The organism is Duganella hordei (assembly GCF_040369125.1).
GTDB lineage: Bacteria > Pseudomonadota > Gammaproteobacteria > Burkholderiales > Burkholderiaceae_D > Rugamonas > Rugamonas hordei.
This window is the reverse complement of sequence record NZ_BPWI01000002.1, coordinates 751,113-770,747: the sequence shown is the minus strand read 5'-3', so window position 1 is coordinate 770,747 and position 19,635 is coordinate 751,113. Positions and strand designations below refer to the sequence as shown.

The following is a 19,635-nucleotide window of genomic DNA, read 5'->3' as shown; positions in this document are numbered from 1 at the left end:
CCGGCAACACGTCATGATTCCTCATTATGACATTCCGGGGTAAAAACACATACTGTTTCGCAGCAGTGCGCCCTCCCTGTTGGTAACGGCCGCCACACAGCGAAGTTGAATTGCAGCTCAGTGCCGGTTTTTTGCAGTTGATCCCATCGTTATGCGCATCCGTCCCATTCCGCGCGCCGCCGTGGTGGTTTTGTCATATTGTTCAATCCTCGCCACTTCCCATAATCGAGATAAAAAATGAAGCAGACGATCCAATACACCGCGCTGGCCGCCGCCCTGCTGATGGCTGCCGTCGCCGTCCAGGCTGAAAACAAGGATGGCAAGGAAGACAACACCATCGGCACCGAAACGCGCACCGTGGCGCCGTTCACCAGCATCGCGCTCAGCGGCCCGTTCCGCGTGATCGTCACCGCCCAGGCCGGCAACGGCATCGAACTGTCCGGTCTGCGCCGCCAGTTCGCCGACATCGAAACCTCGGTCAGCGGCGACACGTTGACGGTGCGCCAGCCGCGCCAGAAAAAAGGCTGGAACTTCAACTTCAGCTGGGGCAAGGACAGCAAGCCGCCGATGACGATACGCATCAGTGCGGCCAACCTGAAGAGCCTGCGCAACTCCGGCAGCGGCGACGTCGACCTGCAGCAATTCCAGGGCCAGCAGCTGGCGTTGACCTCCGAAGGCCCGGGCGACATCCACGCCAGCGGCAGCGTGCGCGACCTGACGGTGAACGCCTCGGGCAGCGGCGACATCGACCTGCGCACCCTGAAAGCGGGCAGCCTGAACATCACCATGAACGGTCCCGGCGACGTCAACGCCAACGGCATCACGCAGGATGTCAACCTGGTGGTCAGCGGCTCGGGCGACCTCGACATCGGCGACATGCACGCCGGCAAAATCAACGCCGCCATGCACGGGCCGGGATCGGTCACGCTGCGCGGCACGGCCAAGGAAATCCGCGCCGAAGTGGCCGGTTCCGGCGATCTCGAAGCATGCTCGCTGTCGGCCGACGCCGCCAGCGCCATGCTGCACGGCCCCGGCGAAGCCTGCCTGGCCGGCAACATCAAGAAATTCGACGCCGAGGTGCACGGCTCGGGCGACCTGACGGTGCGCGGCCTGCAGGCGCCGACGGTGCGCGCCCTGCTCAGCGGTCCGGGCAATATGAACCTGTCGGGCAGCGTGGGGATGCTGAGCGCGGAAGTGAGCGGCTCGGGCGACCTCGACGCCAAGAGCCTGCAGGTGGCGCGCGCGGTCACGCGCAGCCGCGGCCCGGGCAACATCTACCTGGCCAAGGTCAGCGACGCGCTGGAAGCGGAAGTCAGCGGCTCGGGCGACCTGAGCGCCACCACCGACTGCAAGGACGTGCGGCTGAACATGCACGGCCCCGGCGAGGTCAAGCTGGACGGCAAGACCGCCAGCCTGACCGCGCAGCTGAGCGGCTCCGGCAACCTGAACGCCCGCCAGTTGTGGACCAAGCAAGCCGACGTCACGGTACGCGGCCCCGGCAACGCCGTCGTCAACGTCAACGACAAGACCACCACCTACGAGCGCAACCGCCAGCACACCAACTAAACTAAAGCGGGGTCAGTTCCGGCAACCTGCCACGCGTGGCAGGTTGCCGGAACTGACCCTAATGCCGTTAAGTTAAGGCGCGTCGTTCCCGCGAAAGCGGGAACCCATACTGAGTTTGCCCCGGACTCGCTGCATGGATTCCCGCTTTCGCGGGAATGACGATGAGCGATATCGCCTTAACTTAACGGCATTAGGAACTGACCCCGCTTTTTTAATCGAAGCAGAGGCGCTTCTTGGTGGCGGCGATCAGTTTCGCGTCGTATGGATGCAGGTTTTCGATAAACAGCAGTTCCGTCTCGTCCGGCTCTTCCAGACACATCGTAATCATCATCGGACCATCCTCCATGCGGCCCAGGAAATGCTTGGGCCAGCGGTTCTTGCGGTGGGTCTTCAGCACTTCCATTCCCAGCTTGGCCAACGGCGCCTTCACGCCGGCCGCCAACGCTTCGCGCTGCCAGTCGTCCCAGTAATCACTCATCTTCTACTCTCAAAATTGCACTAAACCGCTAGTGTACTCCCTCGGCCCCTCCGCCTACCAAAACCAGACCAAAGTGGCATGCAAATGCGACACCTGACCACTTGCTGCGTTTTTATTCAATAGCCAATAAAAACAATAACTTACAAATACATTCAAAGACGACAACGCCAGTCCACTTCAATATTTTATAATACCAGTTAAATACCTGTTGACAAGCTGGTTTGCCAACCATATAGTGCCCTCAACTCTCCGGATTACCGGATATCCCAGCGACAGTTTTCTCAGATAACCATGATCGAATTTTTAATCGGCGTTGATGGCGGCGGCAGCGGCACCCGGGTACGCCTGGCCCGCACCGACGGCGTTGAATTGGCGGAAGGCATCAGCGGACCGTCCGGCCTGCTGCACGGCATCGCCAACGCCTGGGCGTCTGTCGAGGATGCCGCCGGCATGGCCTTCCGCGCCGCCGAACTGGAATTCCCGGCCAAGGACAAGATCGCCATCGGCCTCGGCCTGGCCGGCGTGCACAACAAGCAGTGGGCGGCTGAATTCGTCGCCGCCAATCCCGGCTATGCCCGCGTGGCGCTGGAGACCGACGGCCATACCACGGTGCTGGGCGCGCATCGCGGCCAACCCGGCGCCATCATCGCGCTCGGCACCGGCAGCGTCGGCGAGATCAAGCGCGCCGACGGCAGCCACGTCGAAGTCGGCGGCTGGGGCTTCCCCGCCGGCGACGAAGCCAGCGGCGCCTGGATGGGCCTGCGCGCGGTCAACCATATACAGCAAGTGCTTGACGGCCGCCTGCCCGGCAGTGCCTTCGCCGACGACGTGGCCAACGCCTGCGGAGGCGAGCGCAACGCAATCCAGAACTGGCTCGCCAAGGCGACGCAGACCAATTACGCGCAACTGGCGCGCATCGTGCTGCAGCACGGCGAATCGAACGAGGCGGCGCGTCTGATCCTGCTCGAAGCGGGACGCGAAGTGGAAATCATGGCCAACGCGCTGGACACCACCGGCACGCTGCCGATCGCCCTGTGCGGCGGACTGGCCGCGCCGCTGCGCCCGTACATGCCGGTATCGATGTTGAAGCGGATCGTCCTGCCGCAAGGCGATTCCGCGGCAGGTGCCCTGCGGCTGATCCAACAACGCCTGAAGGAGTGAACCAGTGCTAGCCCAGTTGAGCGATTTCAAGCCGGATGCAGACAGCGATACCCCGTTATACATGCAGCTTGCGAACAAGCTGTCCGACGGGATCGCCGACGGCGGCTGGCGCGCCAACGAGGCTTTGCCGTCCGAGCGCGTGCTGTCGGAGATGCTCAACATCTCCCGCGTCACCGCCCGCAAGGCGATCGACATGCTGTGCGACCGTGGCATGCTGACCCGCAAGCGCGGTTCCGGCACCTACATCACGCCGAAACTGGAGCAGCCCTTGTCGCGCCTGACCAGCTTTTCCGAGGAGCTGCGCGAACGCGGCTTCACCGCCGGCTCGCGCTGGCTGCAGCGCGACATCGGCATCGCCTCGCCGGTCGAGCTGCTGTCGCTGGGCCTGTCGCCGAACATGCCGGTGGCGCGCCTGAAGCGCCTGCGCACCGCCGACGACGTGGTGATGGCGATCGAGACGACCACCATCCCGGCCCAGTACATGCCGAACCCGCACAGCGTCACCGATTCGCTGTACGGCTACCTGGAAGCCAACGGCACCATCCCGATGCGCGCGCTGCAGCATATCCGCGCCGTCAACGCCAGCGCCGAGCAGGCGCGCCTGGCCAATATTCCTGCGGGTGCTGCGATGCTGCATATCACCCGCGTCAGTTATCTCGACAACGGCGCAGCGGTGGAACTGACCCACTCGTATTGCCGCAGTGATTATTATGAATTCGTAGCGGAGTCGCGCAGATGAGCGATGCAATCAAAGGCAATATCCTGACATCGGCGGGCTGGGTCCGCGGTGAGATCACGTTCGGTGTACGCATCGCGGCCATCCAAGGCAGCAGCGTCGACCCTTCGCAAAACGAAGACGTCTATATCCTGCCGGGGTTTATCGACCTGCACGTGCACGGCGGCGGCGGCAAGGACGTGATGGAAGGCGGCGACGCCGTCCACACCATCGCCGCCATCCATGCAAAGCACGGCACCACCAGCATGCTGGCCACCACGATGACGGCGCCGCCGGACGATATCGACCTGGCGCTGAAAGGCATCGGCGCCGCCGCCGTCAGTCGCGGCAAGGGCGAGGCGCGCGTGCTCGGCGCCCACCTCGAAGGCCCGTACATCAACTCCGGCAAGCTCGGAGCGCAGCCGCCGTTCGCGCGTTCGGCCAAGCTGGCCGACGTCGAGCGCCTGGAAACCATGGCGCCGCTCAAGCTGATCACCGTGGCACCGGAAATCGGCGGCCATCTGGAACTGGTCAAGGAACTGTCCGACGCCGGCATGCGCGTGCAGATCGGCCATACGCTGGGCACCTATGAAGACGGCGTCGCCGCGCTGAAGCAGGGCGCGCACGGCTTCACCCATCTGTTCAACGCCATGACCGGCCTGCACCACCGCGAGCCGGGCATGGTCGGCGCCGCGCTGGCCCACGCCCAGTACGCCGAATTCATTCCCGACCTGCTGCACGTGCACCCGGGCGCCATCAAGACCGCGCTGCGCTGCATACCCAACCTGTACTGCGTCACCGATTCGACCTCCGCCACCGGCATGCCGGACGGCGAGTACATGCTGGGCCGCCAGGTCGTCATGAAATGCATGGGCGGCGTACGCCTGCCCGACGGCACGCTGGCCGGCAGCACACTCACTATGGACCAGGCGCTGCGCAACCTGGTCGGACTCGGCCTCGATCTGGCGGATGCCTCGGCACGGGTCTCAACGTATGCGGCCGATTATCTCGGCCTGCAAGAGCGGGGTCGTCTGGCCCCCGGCGCCTACGCCGACTTCGTGGTGCTCGACCGTGACCTGAACCTTAAAGCCGTCTATATCGAAGGAGAATTGTTGTGACCTCAATGATGTTGAAAGAAGCCCTGTCCGCAGCTGATTGCGTAGCCCTGCAACTGGCCAGCGACGGCGATCGTTACGCGGAACTGGGCCGCAAATTGAGGAGCACTTCCTTCTCGACCGCGCTGACCATCGCGCGCGGCAGTTCGGACCATGCCTGCGCCTACGCCGCCTACCTGATCATGGCGCGCCTGGGCCGCGTGGTGGCGTCGCTGCCGATGTCGCTGGTCACGCTGAACAAATCGCCGCTGATCACCCGCGACACGCTGGCCATCTCGATCTCGCAATCGGGCCAGAGCCCGGATGTGGTCGAGCCGATCAAATACTTCCGCGACGGCGGCGCCACCACCATCGCGCTGGTCAACGACATCGATTCGCCGCTGGCCCATGCCGCCGAATTCGCGATGCCGCTGCGCGCCGGCAAAGAGCAGAGCGTGGCCGCGACCAAGAGCTTCATCACCAGCCTGGTGGCCGGTGCCCGCCTGGTCGCGCAATGGCAGAACGATCCGGAGCTGTTGGCCGGACTGGAAGCCTTGCCCGACTCGCTGCGTGCAGCCGCCAAGGAAGACTGGACCTCGGCGCTGGAAGTGCTGGCCCCTGCCCGCAACATCATGGTGGTCGGTCGCGGCATCAGCTTCCCTGTGGCGCTGGAAGCCTCGCTGAAGTTCAAGGAAACCTCGGCATTGCAGGCGGAAGCCTTCAGCGGCGCGGAAATCAAGCACGGCCCGATGGCGCTGATCGAAGAAGGCTATCCGCTGGTGATCTTCGCCACCCGTGGCCCGACGCAGGCAAGCCTGCTGCAGCTGGCGACCGAAATGCGCGGCCGCGGCGCGCGCGTGCTGCTGGCCGCTCCGGCCGACGTGGCCGAACGCGACCTGACCTTGCCTGTCGCGGCAACGCCGGATCTCGATCCCATCGTGGCGATCCAGGCCTTCTACGTGATGGCGGCGCAACTGTCGGCGGCACGCGGCATGGATCCGGACGCTCCGCGCCACCTGAGCAAAGTCACCAAGACCAACTAAGCGGCCTCGCACCATCAATGAAGAAACGCTTATTGCTTGCGGCATTGATGGTGCAGACCCTGGCGGTCGCCTCGGAGAAGATCGAGTTCTGGACCTTCAGCATGAAGCCCAAATTCACGCCCTACTTCGAGACGCTGGTGAAGAACTACGAAGCCGGCAATCCGGGCGTGAAGGTGGAGTGGGTGGACTTCCCGTGGGACGTCATCCAGACCAAGCTGGTCACCCGCATCGTCGCCGGCACGCCGCCGGCGCTGGTCAACCTGAACGTGCCATGGGCCGATGAATTCGCCCGCGACGGTCTGCTGACGCCGGTCGACGCCCTGCTGGCCGACGCCCGCCCGCGCTACCTCGCCAGCACGCTGGAGGACCTGACCTTCGGCGGCAAGACCTACGGCTTCCCCATGTACAGCAACGTCGCCGTCATCGCCTACAACACGCAGATCTTCAAGGCAGCCAGCATCCCCCACGCGCCGCGCGACCTGGACGAGCAGCTGCTGTTCGCCCGGCAGATCGCCGCGCGCACCGGCAAGGCCGGCCTGTGCCCAGCGCTGTCCAAGATCGACGGGCTGATGATGCAGCAAGGGCTGGCCGTCATCAGGGACGGCAAGGCCGTCTTCAACTCGCCCGCGCACATCGCGCTGATCAAAAAGCTGGCCGATACCTACAAGGCGGGTGGCCTGCTGAAGGATGCGCTGTTCGCCGAAGATAACTTCCCCGCCGCGATCGACGCCTACAAGGGAGGCCGCCTCGGCATGCTGCTGGCGCCGCCCACCGCGGTCAAGCGCATCCAGAGCGACGCCAAGGACATCTACGCCATCACCGACGTCGCGCCAGCACCGCTGGGCCCCACCGGCATCGCCGACGGCGGCTGGCTGATTCACTTTGCAGTGCCGAAGAACGTCGATGCGAAGCTGCTGCCCGCCATCGGCAAGTTCGCCCGCTACCTGACCAACGACGCCAACCAGCTGGCCTTCGCCAAGCAGGCCAGCGTCTATCCTGCGATGGCGCAGGCGGCCAACGATCCCTTCTTCATGACGGTGCCGCCGGGCGCCGGCGCGGCGGAAAAGGCCGTATCGGCGGGCGCGGTGTCGATGCCGCATTCGCATACGCTGTACGTGGCCGGCATCACCGACTACGACGAACTGCGCCGCTACCTGGTCAAGGCTGTGGAAGCCGGCGTCACCGGCAAGCAGGACGTGAAGCAAGCGCTGGACCAGGCCGTCGCGATCTGGAACAGGAAACTCGTTTCGCAGCGGAGCCACTGAGATGACGCGCAACCTCACCGCCTGGCTGTTCCTCGCCCCCGCGCTGGCGCTGCTGGCGGTGTTCTCGTTCTGGCCCGTGGCCTTCGGTTCGCTGCTGGCCTTCACCGACTACAGCCTGATACGCGAAACCCACTGGGTCGGCCTGGACAACTTCCGCTACATCTTCGACAACGAGATGTTCGTCACCGGTCTGAAAAACTCGCTGATCTTCCTGCTGATGGTGCCCTTCGTGCAGATCGGCGCGCTGAGCCTCGCGGTCCTGGTCAACAACAAGCTGCCCGGTATCCGCTACTTCCGCGCCGCCTTCTACGTCCCCGTGGTCACGACGGTGTCGGTGGTCGGCATCATGTGGGGCTTCATGTTCCACGAGCAGGGTGCGCTCAACTACGTGCTGATGACGCTCCAATTAGTCGGTGCGCCGGTCGGCTGGCTGTCCAACGACAGTCTCGCCTTGTTCGCCATCATGTTCGTCACGCTGTGGCGCGGCCTGGGCTGGTACATGGTGATGTACCTCGCCGCGCTGCAAGCCGTCCCCGCCGACATGCAGGAAGCCGCCATCCTCGACGGCGCCAACCGCTGGCAGCGTTTCTGGAAGATCACGGTACCGATGCTGCGCCCGACCATCATGGTGTGCTCCATCCTGTCCGTACTGGCCGCGCTGAAGGCCTACCAGGAAGTCGACGTGCTGACGCAGGGCGGCCCGATGAACTCCACCTTCACCGGCCTGTATTACGCCTATGACCAGGGCCTCAAGCACCTGAAGCTGCCGCGTGCGCTGGCCGCCAGCTTCGTGATGTCGATCTTCTGCATCGGCATCGCCTTGCTCTGCCTGCGCTACATCAAGCCGAAACACAGATGATGAAGACCGCCCTCCACTATCTGCTGCTCTGCGCGATCGCGGTCGTCTGCGTGTTCCCGTTCTGGTGGACGCTGGTCACGGCCGTCTCCACCGAAGGCAACATCTTCGCCTTCCCGCCTACCTTCTGGCCGAACCAGCCGTCGCTGGACAACTTCATCGAAGTGTTCAATGCCATTCCGATGTGGTCCTTCTTCCGCAACTCGGTCTTCATCGCCGCCTGCACGGTGTTCTGGAAGCTGGCGCTGTGCTCGGCCGCCGCCTACCCGCTGGCGCGCATGCAGTTCAAGGGACGCAAGCTGGTGTTCGGCCTGATCCTCGCCACGCTGGTGCTGCCGTCGGAAGTCAACTTCCTGGTCAACTTCATCACGGTGACGAAACTGAGCCTGGTCGACACCTACACCGGCGTGATCCTGCCCAACGTGGTGACGGCGGTCGCCATCCTGCTGCTCAAGCAGGCCTTCGAGGAAGTGCCGCAAGACCTGATCGACGCAGCGCGCGTCGACGGCGCCTCCGAATGGACCATCTTCAGCAAGATCATGCTGCCGCTGATCGCGCCGTGGCTGGCCACGGTCGGCATCCTGACGGCGGTCGAAGCATGGAACGAATACATCTGGCCCTCGATCGTCATGAGCAAGCCGGACGAATTCCCGCTGTCGGTGGGCGTGCTGTATTTGCGCGGCACCTTCGGCAGCAGCACGCGCGTGATCGCTGCCGGGACAGTGCTGACCATCCTGCCCACGCTGGCAGCCTTCTTATTTACTCAACGATTCTTCATGCGCGGCATGGACGGAGCAGTGAAATGACTACACAAAACGAACTGAGAAAAATCGCCGGCCAACTCATCATGATCCGCTTCCCCGGCACCGTGCTGGACGCGGCCACCGCCGACTTCCTGAAAGCGAACAGCATCCGTGCCGTCTGCCTGTTCCGCGGGAACATGACCGACTCCGAACAGCTGGCCAAGCTGACCGCCGACCTGCGCGCGGTGATGGGCCCCGAATCGCTGATCGGCATCGACCAGGAAGGCGGCGCCGTGGTGCGTTCGACCTGGGTGCCCGCGCCGCCGGCCGCGATGGGCCTGGGCGCCGCCAACGACACCGACCTGGCCTACCGCACCGGCGCCGCCGTCGCGCGCGCCGTCAAGGCGCTCGGCTTCAACTGGAATTTCGCGCCGGTGCTGGACCTGAACAACAACCCGCACAATCCGGTGATCGCCGAGCGCTCCTTCGGCGCCGAGCCGAAACGCGCCGCCGAACTGGCGATGTCGTGGATGGCAGGCAGCCATGCGGAAGGCGTGGCCTGCTGCGTCAAGCATTTCCCCGGCCACGGCGACACCAACGTCGATTCGCACCGCGACCTGCCGACCGTGAACAAGCCGGTCGAAGAGCTGGACCGCCTGGAACTGGCGCCGTTCCGCATGGCCTCCGGCGCCGCGCCGGCCATGATGACCGCCCACATCGTCTACCCGACGCTGGACCCGGACAATCCGGCCACGATGTCGCGCCGCATCCTCACCGGCCTGCTGCGCGAGGAATGGAAGTACAAGGGCATCGTCATCACCGACGGCATGGACATGCACGCCATCGCCGGCCGCTACGGCGTGGGCAACGCCGCCGTGCGTGCGCTGACCGCCGGCGCCGACATGGTCATGGCCCTCGGCACCACCGAAACGCAGAACGAAACCCTGGACTCCATCGCAGCGGCCATCGCATCGGGCGAGCTGACGATGGACGAAGTCAAGGCCCGCCTGGACCGGCTGGCCTCACTGGCCCTGGCCTATCCATGCAAACCGCGCTCCTACAAGGAAGACGCCGCCGACCGCGAAGTGATGGCCGAAGGCTGGCGCCGCAGCCTGACCGCCTATGGTGCACCGCGCCGTCCGGCCAAGGGCGCCAATGTGCGTCTGGTGGTGCGCCAGGACGTCGTCAGCGACGGCGTTTCCGAAGCCGGCGTGCCGGCCGAGGAAGTGGCCGCATCGCTGCGCCGACTATACGATGTCGAACTGGTGACTTTCGCCAACGCCGACACCTTCGACTGGAGCGCGCTGCCGAAAGACGGCCGCTTCACCATCCTGGCATCGACCTCGCGCCTGCGCTACGGCCAGCACGCACGCGACACCTGGCGTCCCGACCTGCACCTGGCGTTATGGAACCCGTACCAGGCGCTCGACATCCAGGCGCCCTCGCTGATGACCTACGGCTTCGCCAGGCCGGCGCTGGACGCCGTCAACGGCTGGCTGTCCGGCGAACTGGAAGCCACCGGCCACGCGCCGGTGCCAGGCTTCGCATAAAAATACACGGGGAGGACACAGCATGGACAACAAACAAAACATACGCAATCCGAAGTTCTGGGTACCCAGCCTGTACCTGGCGCAAGGCCTGCCGTTCTTCGCGGTGGCGATCGTCGCCAACCAGATGTTGAAGAGCATGGGCGTGCCCAACGACGAGCTGAATCACTGGACCGGATTGATCGGCTTCGCGTGGGTGTTCAAGCCACTGTGGAGCCCCTTCCTGGAACTGGCCAGCAGCAAGAAGCTGGTGGTGGTCGGCTTCCAGATCCTCGGCGGCCTGTGTCTCGGCGGCGTCGCGCTGGCGCTGCACGCGCCGTTCTGGTTCGCCGCCTGCATGGCGATGCTGGCCCTGGTCGGCATCTCCGCCGCCACCCATGACATCGCGTGCGACGGCCTGTACATCACCAGCCTCGATGAAAAAGGCCAGGCGCAGTACGCCGGCTGGACCGGCACCTTCTTCAACGCCGGCAAGTTCTTCACCACCGGCGGCCTGCTGCTGCTGGCAGGCCACTTCGAGAAGACCATGGGCGTGGTGCCTGCATGGACCATCTGCTTCTGCATCCTGGGCGCGATCATGATCGGCCTGGGCCTGTACAACAGCTGGGCCCTGCCGCTGGCGAAGAACGAAGTCACCGCCGACACCAACGCCGCCGCCATCGCCCGCACCTTGTGGGAAGTGATCGTCGAATTCTTCAAGAAGCCCGGCATCTGGGTCTCGATCGTGTTCATCATCCTGTTCCGCGCCGGCGAAGCGCAGGTGCAGTCGATCGGCCCGCTGTTCCTGCGCGAGGCGCGCAACCTCGGCGGCCTGGGCCTGACCACCGCCGAAGTGGGCGCCGTGTACGGCACCGTCGGCACCGTGGCCTTCGTGGTCGGCAGCATCGCCGGCGGCTACTTCACCTCGTGGCTCAGCCTCAAGCGCGCCATCCTGTGGCTGATCCTCGCGGTCAACCTGCCCAACCTGGCGTTCTACCTGCTGTCCTACTTCCAGCCAACCGACCTGTCGGTGATCGGCGCCGCGCTCAGCGTCGAGATGTTCGGCTACGGCTTCGGCTTCGTCGGCCTGATCCTGTACATGATGCAGGTGGTCGCTCCGGGCAAATACCAGACAGCGCACTACGCCTTCTCCACCGGCATCATGCAGCTGGGCTTCGTGCTGTTCAAGCTGTTCAGCGGCGACATCCAGATCTCGCTGGGCTACCAGCACTTCTTCATCTGGGTCATGCTGTGCGCGATTCCGGTGGCGGTGCTGTCGCAGATCATTCCGATGACGGCGCGCCCGCAGCCGGAACAAGAGCAGCCGGCGCCGCAAGCGGCCCACGCAGGTTAATCCCATGGCCAGCGTCAGCCTCAAACAGATCGTCAAGAGCTACGACAAGACCCCGGTCATCCACGGCGTCGACCTCGATATCGCCGACGGCGAATTCATGGTCTTCGTCGGCCCGTCCGGCTGCGGCAAGTCCACGCTGCTGCGCATGATCGCCGGACTGGAATCGATCAGCGGCGGCACGCTGCACATCGGCGGCACGCTGGCCAACAACATCGCGCCCGCTCAGCGCAAGCTGGCGATGGTGTTCCAGTCGTACGCGCTGTACCCGCACATGACGGTGTATGAAAACATGGCCTTCGCGCTCAAGCTGGCCGGCCACAAGCCGGCCGAGGTGCAGGCCGCCGTCGAACGCGCCGCCGCCATCCTGCAGATCGCGCCGCTGCTCAAGCGCCGGCCGAAGGAGCTGTCCGGCGGCCAGCGCCAGCGCGTCGCCATCGGCCGCGCCATCGTGCGCAAGCCGGAGGTTTTCCTGTTCGACGAACCGTTGTCCAACCTGGACGCCAGCCTGCGCGTGCAGATGCGCGTGGAAATCAGCCGCCTGCACCAGGAGCTGAAGACCACGATGATCTACGTCACCCACGACCAGGTCGAGGCGATGACGCTGGGCCAGCGCATCGTCGTCTTCAACGGCGGCCGTATCGAGCAGGTCGGCACGCCGCACGAACTGTATAACCATCCGGCCAATTTGTTCGTGGCCGGTTTCCTCGGCACGCCGAAGATGAACTTCATCCCCGGCGAGATCGTCTCGGTATCGCGGCATGGATCGCAGCAGCGTGCCGGCGTGCTGCTGCCTGGCGGCTCCATCGTCGATGTCGATATCGATGCCGCCGCCGGCCCGCAGTGCGGCGACAAGGTCACGCTGGGCGTGCGCGCCGAGCATTTGTCCATCGCCGTCGAAGGGCAGGCCGACAACGTCATCGACGTAGGCGTCGGCCACGTCGAGTACCTGGGCGACCTGTCCATCGTCTACGCCACGCTGGCCGGAGTGCCCGAGATGATCGCCGTCAAACAGACCGCCGAGGCGGCTCCGCTGCATGCCGGCAGCCGCGCGCGCGTGCACCTGCCGCCCTCCCGTTGCCTGTTATTTAACGCCGGGGGCCGAGCCCTTGCGCGGGCGCAGGCACACGTTTGAAATTCGGAGTTTCGAGCGGTTTTATGTAACAATACGCAGGTTTACTCTACCGCGACGGTCTGGCGCATCCGCCGCCCGTCTAATTTGTTTGATTGAAGGATAACCATGTCCCACATTCGTCTCGCTCGCATTAGCCTGATCCTGGCCGCCATCGGCCTGAACGCCGCACCAGCCATGCTGGGCATGTCCCCGGTCTATGCCGCCGAAGCCGCCAAGCCGGCCGAACCGCCGAAAGACGCCGTGCGTCCGGAAATCTACAAGCTGATCGACCCGGCCCAGACCAAAGAACTGCTGGCAGCCAAGAACTACACCGAATTCCAGAACCGCATCAACACCGCCGCGGCGATGCCGAACATCACCCCATACGAAGCCTTCGTGCTGAACCAGATGCGCGTGCAAGTGGGCCAGGCCAGCGGCGACAATCCAGGCACCATCAAGGCGCTCAGCGAGATGATCGATTCGGGCCGCCTGAAGCCTGAAGACAAGCTGCGCTTCATCGACGCCGTCGCCGGCATCTACTACAGCAACCTGAAGGACTACGACAACGCCATCGTCTGGTTCAACCGCTACGGCACCGAATCCGGCGACGTGAACAAGCAGCGCCAGTACATCGTCCGTTCCTACTTCCTGAAGAACGATTTCGCCACCGCGAAAACCGAAGTGCTGAAGGATATCGAAGCGGCCAAGAAAGCCGGCGTCGCGCCGCCGAAGGATGAGCTGAACCTGCTGGGCAACGTCGGCATCAAGACCAAGGACACCGAGTTGTACCTGCAAGCCGTTGAAGAACTGGCCCGCTACTACCCTACCCCGGACTACTGGTTCGACCTGCTGAACCGCACCCGCGGCAAGAAGTCCTATGCGCCGCGCCTGGACCTGGATATCGCCCGCCTGAAAGCGGTCGCCACGCCGACCAAGATGGAGCCGGAAGACTACGCCGAACAGGCCGAGCTGGCCGTGCTGGGTGGCTTCTTCACCGAAGGCAAGATCGCGATGGACAAGGGCTATCCTGACGGTATCCCTGCCGGCAAGAACAAGGCCGCACTGCAGAAAATCCGCGACAGCGCCAACAAGGGCGCCGCCGACGATGCGAAAAACATCGACAAGGGTGTTGAAGCTGCGCAGAAGTCGAAAGACGGCGTCGGCCTGGTCAACCTGGGCTACAACTACATCACCCTGGGCCAGTTCGACAAGGGTATCGACCTGATGAAGCAAGGCATCGCCAAGGGCGTAGCCAAGAATCCTGAAGACGCCAAGCTGCGCCTGGGCTACGCCCTGGCCATGGCCGGCAAGAAGGACGAATCGATCAAGATCCTGGAAACCATCAACGCCCCCGACGGTCGTGGCGACCTGGCGCGTTACTGGATCATGTACCAGAACAAGCCGCCAGTCGCTGAAGCGCCTGAAGCAGCCAAGTAAAAACAAAGCCGGCGCAAGCCGGCTTTTTACATCAGGGCCGCATCGCGGCCGACAGGGCATCCAGCATCTGGTGCCCGCCGTCGCCACTGAGCTCCCAGAACATCGCCCCCCGCAGCCCCTGCGCCTTGATGTAGCCGGCCTTCTCCTTCAGCGACGCCGGATCTTCGTACGTGATCCAGACCTGCTCCGCCGGGTTGTACAGGTACGGCACCTTGGCCGACGCATTCCAGTATCGCTGGTAGCCCTTGCCGCCCGCCGTGGAGCCATCCGCCGCCAGCGTAATCACGCCTTGCTTCAGCAGATGGCTGAAGCCATACGAGTTGCCGCCGTTGGTGCCGCCCGTCGCGCCGCCGTCGCAAGTCTGGTACTGGCCGTCGCCATCGGCGCCCGCTGCGCAACCCTTCCAGCCGTAGCCATAGAACGGCACGCCCAGCACCAGCTTGTCCGCCGCCACGCCGGCCTGCAGGTAGCGCTGCACCGAAGCGGCGGAATAGAATCCGCTGGCCGTCACCGGATCCCTGGCGTCGGCCGACAACGCCGCATGATGGCCGCTGTTTTTCTCCCACGGCATGTGAAAGTCGTAGGTCATGATGTTGATCCAGTCCAGGCTCCGCGACAGCTCCTTGATCCACGCGCTGCCGCCGCCGTTTTCATTGATGTAGTTGGCGTTGCCGCCGGCGGCGATGGTGACGCTGTAATGCTTGCGGTCCTTCTTGCCGGCGCTGTCGAACGCCGCGCGCAGCTCGCGCGCCAACACGATGAAGTTCTGCTTGTCGGCCGGCCGCGCGCACACCGCGCCCGCCACGCAAGGCACGCCAGCCTCGGTCGGATACTCCCAGTCGATGTCCACGCCATCGAGCCCGAAGCGGCGCATCAGCCGCACCGACGACGCCACGAAGCTGGCCCGCGCCGCTGCCGAATCGGCCATGTTGGAAAACTGGTTCGACCAATCCCAACCGCCCACCGACACCACCACCTTGAATTTCGGGTTGCGCTTCTTCAGCGCCACCAGCGCGCGCAGGTTGGCGCCGTCGGCCGCATCATCGCGGAACGCCAGCGTGCCATTGGCTCCCTGGCACGGCGCGACGTAATTCACCGAAGGTTCCGGGTTGCCATGCTTGCCGTTCCAGCAGACGTCGACGAAGGCGTACAGCGCCATCGTCAGCTTGCCGGCATCGACGTTGGCGGCGGTGACGGGGAAATCGGCAGATTTCCAGCCGGGATAGTAGCCAACCACTTCAGGCGCTGCTCCTGCTGCGGCGGCGGGCAGGCTGAAGGCGCAGGCAAGCGCCGACACCAGGGCCCATCGAGTTAAACGAGTATTCATAATTCCCTAAGGTCAGGTGGCGTTCAGTTCAGCCACAAAGTCATACATATCGCCGCGGAAGTAGGAGCGGCAAAACTCCACCGCGCGGCCATCGCGCAAAAAACCCAGCCGCTCGACGGAAAGGCCGGCATCGCCCTCCTTCGCCTGCAGCAGCATGGCCTGCTCGGCATTGAGCAGCAACGCGGAGAGGCGCTGCAAGGCACGCACCGGACGGTTGCCGGCCTTTTCCAGCGCGTCGTACATGGACACGTCCACCGCGTCCAGCGACGGCAGGCAGGACGCCACGATGGTCGCGTACTCCAGGCACATCGGCACGTCGTCCGCATAGCGCATGCGGTTGAAACGGTAGACCGCCGCGCCGGGACTGAGCCGCAGCCGCATCGCCTCGTCCGGCGTGACGGTGCCCTCGGAACGCTTCAGCCACACGCTGCGCGGGGTTCGCCCACGCGCCCGCATGTCCTCGGAAAACGACGTCAGCTTGGCGAAGTTCTTCTCGATGCGCGTGTTGATGAAATTGCCGGAGCCGGGCCGCCGCACCAGCACGCCCTCGCCGACCAGGCCGTCGATCGCCTTGCGCACCGTGATGCGGGAGATCTCCAGGTCGGCCGCCAGCTGGCGTTCGGCCGGCAAGGCGTCCTCCGGCTTGAGCAGATGCTGTTCGATGGCCGAGCGCAGGGCCCGCTGCAGGCGCTGGTAGAGGGGTAGGTTACTGGTCTCATTGAGGTGCTGCCGGATGTGTACCAGTGGGGCCATATGATCGCGTTCCATAACGATGAAGACATCCTCTCCGTAGTTGTCGGACGATAATACCAAAAAAAGACCACAAGTCATCCAGCATTGCCAGCCCATCTTGCAAATATTTTGCGCAGTTTGGCAGGAACCCTTATAGCTACAGGGTTCTTGCCTGTTGTATATCGTCACAGACGCGCACCATACCACCACCCAGCCGGTATTACATTGCTCTACAGCATGGAGTGTGTATGCCTTATACAACAAACAAAAAAGAATTTTAAAGTGGTAGTGATCTGGTATTAAAACACGGGTATATTGGCGTTGGATTGGTTTTGTAGGTGGTTTTGAAAAGAAGTGAAAAGAATTACACATCAACAATCAGTGGGCTCGGCGGAGCCTTCATCAACGGGAGGGAACATGTATCACAATACTAACAACACGAAAATGTCCAAACTGACGCCTATCGCGACCGCGGCTGCCATCCTGGCGCTGAGCGTTTCGATGACCGCTCAGGCACAACAAGCCGCAACCGAGAAAGAGCCGGAAGTGGTGATCGTGAGCGGCATCCGCGGCTCGCTGCAGCAATCGCTGTCGGTCAAGCGCAATGCGTCGAGCAACGTCGACGTGATCACCGCCGAAGACGTCGGCAAGATGCCGGACAAGAACGTCGCTGACTCGCTGCAGCGCGTCCCAGGCGTGAACATCTCCACCTCGGGCGCTGGCTCGGGCGGCTTCGACGAAAACGACCGCGTCTCCATGCGCGGCACCGCACCTTCGCTGACCCAGACCCTGATCAACGGCCACGCCGTATCGTCGGGCGACTGGTTCGTGCTGGACCAGGTGGGCGGCGCCGTCGGCCGTTCGGCTTCGTACTCGCTGCTGCCGTCGGAAATCGTCGGCCAGGTCGTGGTTTACAAAGCACCGACCGCCGACCAGATCGAAGGCGGCTCGAGCGGCTCGATCGACATCCGCACCCGCCACCCGCTGGACTTCAAGGCCCCGCTGTCGATGGAAGCCAACGTGCAGGCGGTCTATTCGACGCTGGCTGAAAAAACCGATCCGCAAGTAAGCGCGTTGATCAACTGGAAAAACGAAGCAGGCACCATCGGCTTCATGGCACAGGGCTTCTCCGAGAAGCGCAGCCTGCGCCGCGACGGCCAGGAACTGCTGCAGTGGACCCAGGTGTCGCCGACCAACGCCGCCGTCAAGACCAATCCTGACCTGGCCAACGTCTGGTTCCCGCGCCTGATCGGTTCCTCGCTGTTCCAGCAGGAGCGCAAGCGCAAGGGCGGCCTGCTCGACGTGCAATTCAAGCCTAGCCGCGACTTCAGCCTGGAAGCGACCTACTTCCGCTCGAAGATGGACGCATCGAACTACAACACCAACTACATGACCGACATGAACGGTTCGGGCATGCTGGGTTCGGGCGTCGCGCCTGATCCAGGCTACGTGGTCCGCAACGGCACGCTGGTGTCGGCATCGTTCGCCAACAAGGGCACCGCCGCCGCACCACTGCGCTACGGTATCGTCGACGACATCGTCCGCGAAGGCGCTTACGCACAGACCGAGTTCCTCGACCTGGACGGCAAATGGCGCGTTACCGACAAGCTGGTACTGACCGCCAAGGCCGGCGCCACCAAGGGCAAGGGCGTAACCCCGAGCCAGGGCGTGTTCGAAGGTGACGTCAACAACTCCGGCGCCAGCTACACGCTGAACGGCCTGGGCAGCCCGGCGACCGTCAAGTTCCCGAGCATCGACGTGACCAAGTTCACCGGCACGCCGCTGGACTGGGTCTTCGGCGTATCGCCTGCGACCACCGACGACAAGGAAAGCTATGGCCAGATCGACGCGGCCTTCCAGCTGGACAGCGGCGTGTTCCGCGAAGTCAAGTTCGGTATCCGTGGCACCCACCACACCCGTTCCAACTTCGAAGTGGCGCAAGGTCCTAACTGGGCCAACACCGATGTCGGCGGCACCAGCACCAACCCGGCCTGGAACGGCACCACCTATCCAGGCAATTTCGGCCAGGACCTGGGCGGCGACTTCCCTAAAAACGTCTGGATCCTCGATCCCGCGATCCTGAACGCATGGGGCAACCTGCACTCGAACCGCGATGTCAGCCGCACCTACTACCAGGACATGTTCGACCTGACGGAAAACACCAAGGCGTTCTACGTCCAGGGTGAAATGGAAGGCGAAGGCTGGAGCGGCAACGTCGGCGTGCGTGTCGTGCGCACCGAAGGCACCTCGAACGGCTACCAGATCCTGCCGAACCAGCCAGCCGGCGAAACGCTGCCAGCGTATCCATGGGGTGGTTTCGTCAAGAAGACCGCGATCGACAACAACACCACGATCCCGCTGCCTAGCCTGAACCTGAAGTTCGACCTGCGTTCCGACGTGGTCGCTCGTCTGGGCCTGTCGCGCACCATGACCCGTCCCGACTACGGCGCATTGGGCGGCGCGGTGATCCTGACCGACGAAACCCACACCGGCAACGGCGGCAACTCGGCACTGAAACCGGTCAAGTCGAACAACCTGGACGCTAGCCTGCAATGGTACTTCGCACCACGCGCGCTGCTGTCCGCAGGTATCTTCTACATGGACCTCCACGACTACGTCGGCTACGGCACCAGCACCGGCAACTTCATCGACACCCGCGCTTCGCAGGAACAGAAGAAGCCAGTGTTCGCCAACTACACCATCACCTCGCCGATCAACGTCGGCGCCAAGGTCAAGGGTCTGGAACTGGCGGCACAGGTACCGCTGGGCATGGGCTTCGGCTTTGACGTGAACGGCACGCTGGCTGATTCGCACCTGGACTTCGGTGCCTGCCCTGCGATCCAGACGTCGACCTCGGGCGATCCATGCGACATGCTGGGCGCTTCGAAGACCACCGCCAACGCCGGCGTGTACTTCGAAAACGACAAGTTCAACGCACGTATCGGCTACGCATGGCGTTCCTCGTTCCTGGCAGCCCAGGACCGCGGCACTCCGCTGTACCAGGATGCGTCGGGTCAGTTGTCCGCATCGTTCAACTACAACATCAGCAAGAACATCCAGCTGACGATCAGTGGCCAGAACATGAACAACCCGATCCTGAAGAACTACATCTTCAACAAGGACCAGCCGGCACGCTTCTATGCCAACGGCGCCCAGTACTACGCTGGTCTGCATATCAAGTACTAAAACGTAACCGTTTCATTGTGTAGTCTGTTCCCGCCACGGCT

At 63.7% G+C, this 19,635-nt stretch carries 16 protein-coding genes; 13 read left to right on the top strand and 3 right to left on the bottom strand.

The features are described from left to right. Positions 1-237: 237 nt before the first annotated feature. The gene (locus tag ABWW33_RS07650; RefSeq protein WP_353400586.1) at positions 238-1,566 is read left to right on the top strand and encodes a GIN domain-containing protein; all 1,329 of its coding nucleotides are present in this window, start codon (positions 238-240) and stop codon (positions 1,564-1,566) included. A 211-nt stretch (positions 1,567-1,777) separates the two neighbouring features. Here the strand turns inward: ABWW33_RS07650 and ABWW33_RS07645 are convergent, their stop codons facing one another. Beyond that, positions 1,778-2,044, bottom strand: a complete 267-nt coding sequence (locus tag ABWW33_RS07645; RefSeq protein ID WP_353400583.1) for a hypothetical protein — start codon at positions 2,042-2,044, stop codon at positions 1,778-1,780. A 291-nt stretch (positions 2,045-2,335) separates the two neighbouring features. Between ABWW33_RS07645 and ABWW33_RS07640 the strand changes: the two genes are divergently transcribed. The 11 genes from ABWW33_RS07640 to ABWW33_RS07590 all read left to right on the top strand — a co-directional run bounded on the left by ABWW33_RS07640 (position 2,336) and on the right by ABWW33_RS07590 (position 14,349). Continuing rightward, complete coding sequence (locus ABWW33_RS07640) at positions 2,336-3,205, top strand: glucosamine kinase nucleotide-binding domain-containing protein (protein WP_353400580.1); 870 nt, start codon at positions 2,336-2,338, stop codon at positions 3,203-3,205. A gap of 61 nt (positions 3,206-3,266) precedes the next feature. Then, positions 3,267-3,944, top strand: coding sequence for a GntR family transcriptional regulator (locus ABWW33_RS07635; RefSeq protein WP_218087982.1), 678 nt, complete (start codon positions 3,267-3,269; stop codon positions 3,942-3,944). Then, positions 3,941-5,038: an N-acetylglucosamine-6-phosphate deacetylase gene (gene nagA, locus ABWW33_RS07630; RefSeq protein WP_176654995.1), complete on the top strand. Its 1,098-nt coding sequence runs from the start codon at positions 3,941-3,943 to the stop codon at positions 5,036-5,038. The genes ABWW33_RS07635 and nagA overlap by 4 nt, the downstream gene beginning before the upstream one ends. Positions 5,039-5,043: 5 nt before the next feature. Continuing rightward, positions 5,044-6,057, top strand: coding sequence for an SIS domain-containing protein (locus ABWW33_RS07625; RefSeq protein ID WP_176655224.1), 1,014 nt, complete (start codon positions 5,044-5,046; stop codon positions 6,055-6,057). Positions 6,058-6,074: 17 nt separating this feature from the next. Next, positions 6,075-7,322: an ABC transporter substrate-binding protein gene (locus ABWW33_RS07620; protein ID WP_353400576.1), complete on the top strand. Its 1,248-nt coding sequence runs from the start codon at positions 6,075-6,077 to the stop codon at positions 7,320-7,322. 1 nt (position 7,323) lies between these two features. Beyond that, positions 7,324-8,181 (top strand): carbohydrate ABC transporter permease, encoded by an 858-nt coding sequence (locus ABWW33_RS07615; RefSeq protein WP_353400573.1) that lies wholly within the window; start codon positions 7,324-7,326, stop codon positions 8,179-8,181. Further along, positions 8,178-8,984, top strand: coding sequence for a carbohydrate ABC transporter permease (locus ABWW33_RS07610; RefSeq protein ID WP_176654993.1), 807 nt, complete (start codon positions 8,178-8,180; stop codon positions 8,982-8,984). The genes ABWW33_RS07615 and ABWW33_RS07610 overlap by 4 nt, the downstream gene beginning before the upstream one ends. Next, complete coding sequence (gene nagZ / locus ABWW33_RS07605) at positions 8,981-10,471, top strand: beta-N-acetylhexosaminidase (protein WP_353400570.1); 1,491 nt, start codon at positions 8,981-8,983, stop codon at positions 10,469-10,471. Before ABWW33_RS07610 ends, nagZ begins: the two co-directional genes overlap by 4 nt. 22 nt (positions 10,472-10,493) lie before the next feature. Further along, positions 10,494-11,801 carry an MFS transporter gene (locus tag ABWW33_RS07600; RefSeq protein WP_353400567.1) on the top strand — a complete coding sequence of 436 codons (1,308 nt, stop codon included), beginning with the start codon at positions 10,494-10,496 and terminating at the stop codon, positions 11,799-11,801. 4 nt (positions 11,802-11,805) lie between these two features. Next, the gene (locus tag ABWW33_RS07595; RefSeq protein WP_353400565.1) at positions 11,806-12,933 is read left to right on the top strand and encodes an ABC transporter ATP-binding protein; all 1,128 of its coding nucleotides are present in this window, start codon (positions 11,806-11,808) and stop codon (positions 12,931-12,933) included. Positions 12,934-13,038: 105 nt separating this feature from the next. After that, on the top strand, positions 13,039-14,349 hold the full coding sequence (locus tag ABWW33_RS07590; protein WP_176654989.1) for a tetratricopeptide repeat protein: 1,311 nt from the start codon (positions 13,039-13,041) through the stop codon (positions 14,347-14,349). A gap of 31 nt (positions 14,350-14,380) precedes the next feature. Here the strand turns inward: ABWW33_RS07590 and ABWW33_RS07585 are convergent, their stop codons facing one another. Together ABWW33_RS07585 and ABWW33_RS07580 are read right to left on the bottom strand one after the other, a co-directional pair. Next, complete coding sequence (locus ABWW33_RS07585; protein ID WP_353400561.1) at positions 14,381-15,676, bottom strand: glycoside hydrolase family 18 protein; 1,296 nt, start codon at positions 15,674-15,676, stop codon at positions 14,381-14,383. Between the two features lie 12 nt (positions 15,677-15,688). Further along, the gene (locus ABWW33_RS07580; RefSeq protein ID WP_176654987.1) at positions 15,689-16,429 is read right to left on the bottom strand and encodes a GntR family transcriptional regulator; all 741 of its coding nucleotides are present in this window, start codon (positions 16,427-16,429) and stop codon (positions 15,689-15,691) included. A gap of 396 nt (positions 16,430-16,825) precedes the next feature. Here ABWW33_RS07580 and ABWW33_RS07575 point away from each other — a divergent pair, with 396 nt between their 5' ends. Beyond that, on the top strand, positions 16,826-19,594 hold the full coding sequence (locus tag ABWW33_RS07575; protein ID WP_353400558.1) for a TonB-dependent receptor: 2,769 nt from the start codon (positions 16,826-16,828) through the stop codon (positions 19,592-19,594). The last annotated feature ends 41 nt before the right edge of the window (positions 19,595-19,635 follow it).

Bases quoted from the DNA above. Each gene is read 5' to 3' on its own strand.
- ABWW33_RS07650 (WP_353400586.1), top strand. From the start codon at position 238: ATGAAGCAGACGATCCAATACACCGCGCTGGCCGCCGCCCTGCTGATG.
- ABWW33_RS07645 (WP_353400583.1), bottom strand. From the start codon at position 2,044: ATGAGTGATTACTGGGACGACTGGCAGCGCGAAGCGTTGGCGGCCGGC.
- ABWW33_RS07640 (WP_353400580.1), top strand. From the start codon at position 2,336: ATGATCGAATTTTTAATCGGCGTTGATGGCGGCGGCAGCGGCACCCGG.
- ABWW33_RS07635 (WP_218087982.1), top strand. From the start codon at position 3,267: ATGCAGCTTGCGAACAAGCTGTCCGACGGGATCGCCGACGGCGGCTGG.
- nagA (WP_176654995.1), top strand. From the start codon at position 3,941: ATGAGCGATGCAATCAAAGGCAATATCCTGACATCGGCGGGCTGGGTC.
- ABWW33_RS07625 (WP_176655224.1), top strand. From the start codon at position 5,044: ATGATGTTGAAAGAAGCCCTGTCCGCAGCTGATTGCGTAGCCCTGCAA.
- ABWW33_RS07620 (WP_353400576.1), top strand. From the start codon at position 6,075: ATGAAGAAACGCTTATTGCTTGCGGCATTGATGGTGCAGACCCTGGCG.
- ABWW33_RS07615 (WP_353400573.1), top strand. From the start codon at position 7,324: ATGACGCGCAACCTCACCGCCTGGCTGTTCCTCGCCCCCGCGCTGGCG.
- ABWW33_RS07610 (WP_176654993.1), top strand. From the start codon at position 8,178: ATGATGAAGACCGCCCTCCACTATCTGCTGCTCTGCGCGATCGCGGTC.
- nagZ (WP_353400570.1), top strand. From the start codon at position 8,981: ATGACTACACAAAACGAACTGAGAAAAATCGCCGGCCAACTCATCATG.
- ABWW33_RS07600 (WP_353400567.1), top strand. From the start codon at position 10,494: ATGGACAACAAACAAAACATACGCAATCCGAAGTTCTGGGTACCCAGC.
- ABWW33_RS07595 (WP_353400565.1), top strand. From the start codon at position 11,806: ATGGCCAGCGTCAGCCTCAAACAGATCGTCAAGAGCTACGACAAGACC.
- ABWW33_RS07590 (WP_176654989.1), top strand. From the start codon at position 13,039: ATGTCCCACATTCGTCTCGCTCGCATTAGCCTGATCCTGGCCGCCATC.
- ABWW33_RS07585 (WP_353400561.1), bottom strand. From the start codon at position 15,676: ATGAATACTCGTTTAACTCGATGGGCCCTGGTGTCGGCGCTTGCCTGC.
- ABWW33_RS07580 (WP_176654987.1), bottom strand. From the start codon at position 16,429: ATGGCCCCACTGGTACACATCCGGCAGCACCTCAATGAGACCAGTAAC.
- ABWW33_RS07575 (WP_353400558.1), top strand. From the start codon at position 16,826: ATGTATCACAATACTAACAACACGAAAATGTCCAAACTGACGCCTATC.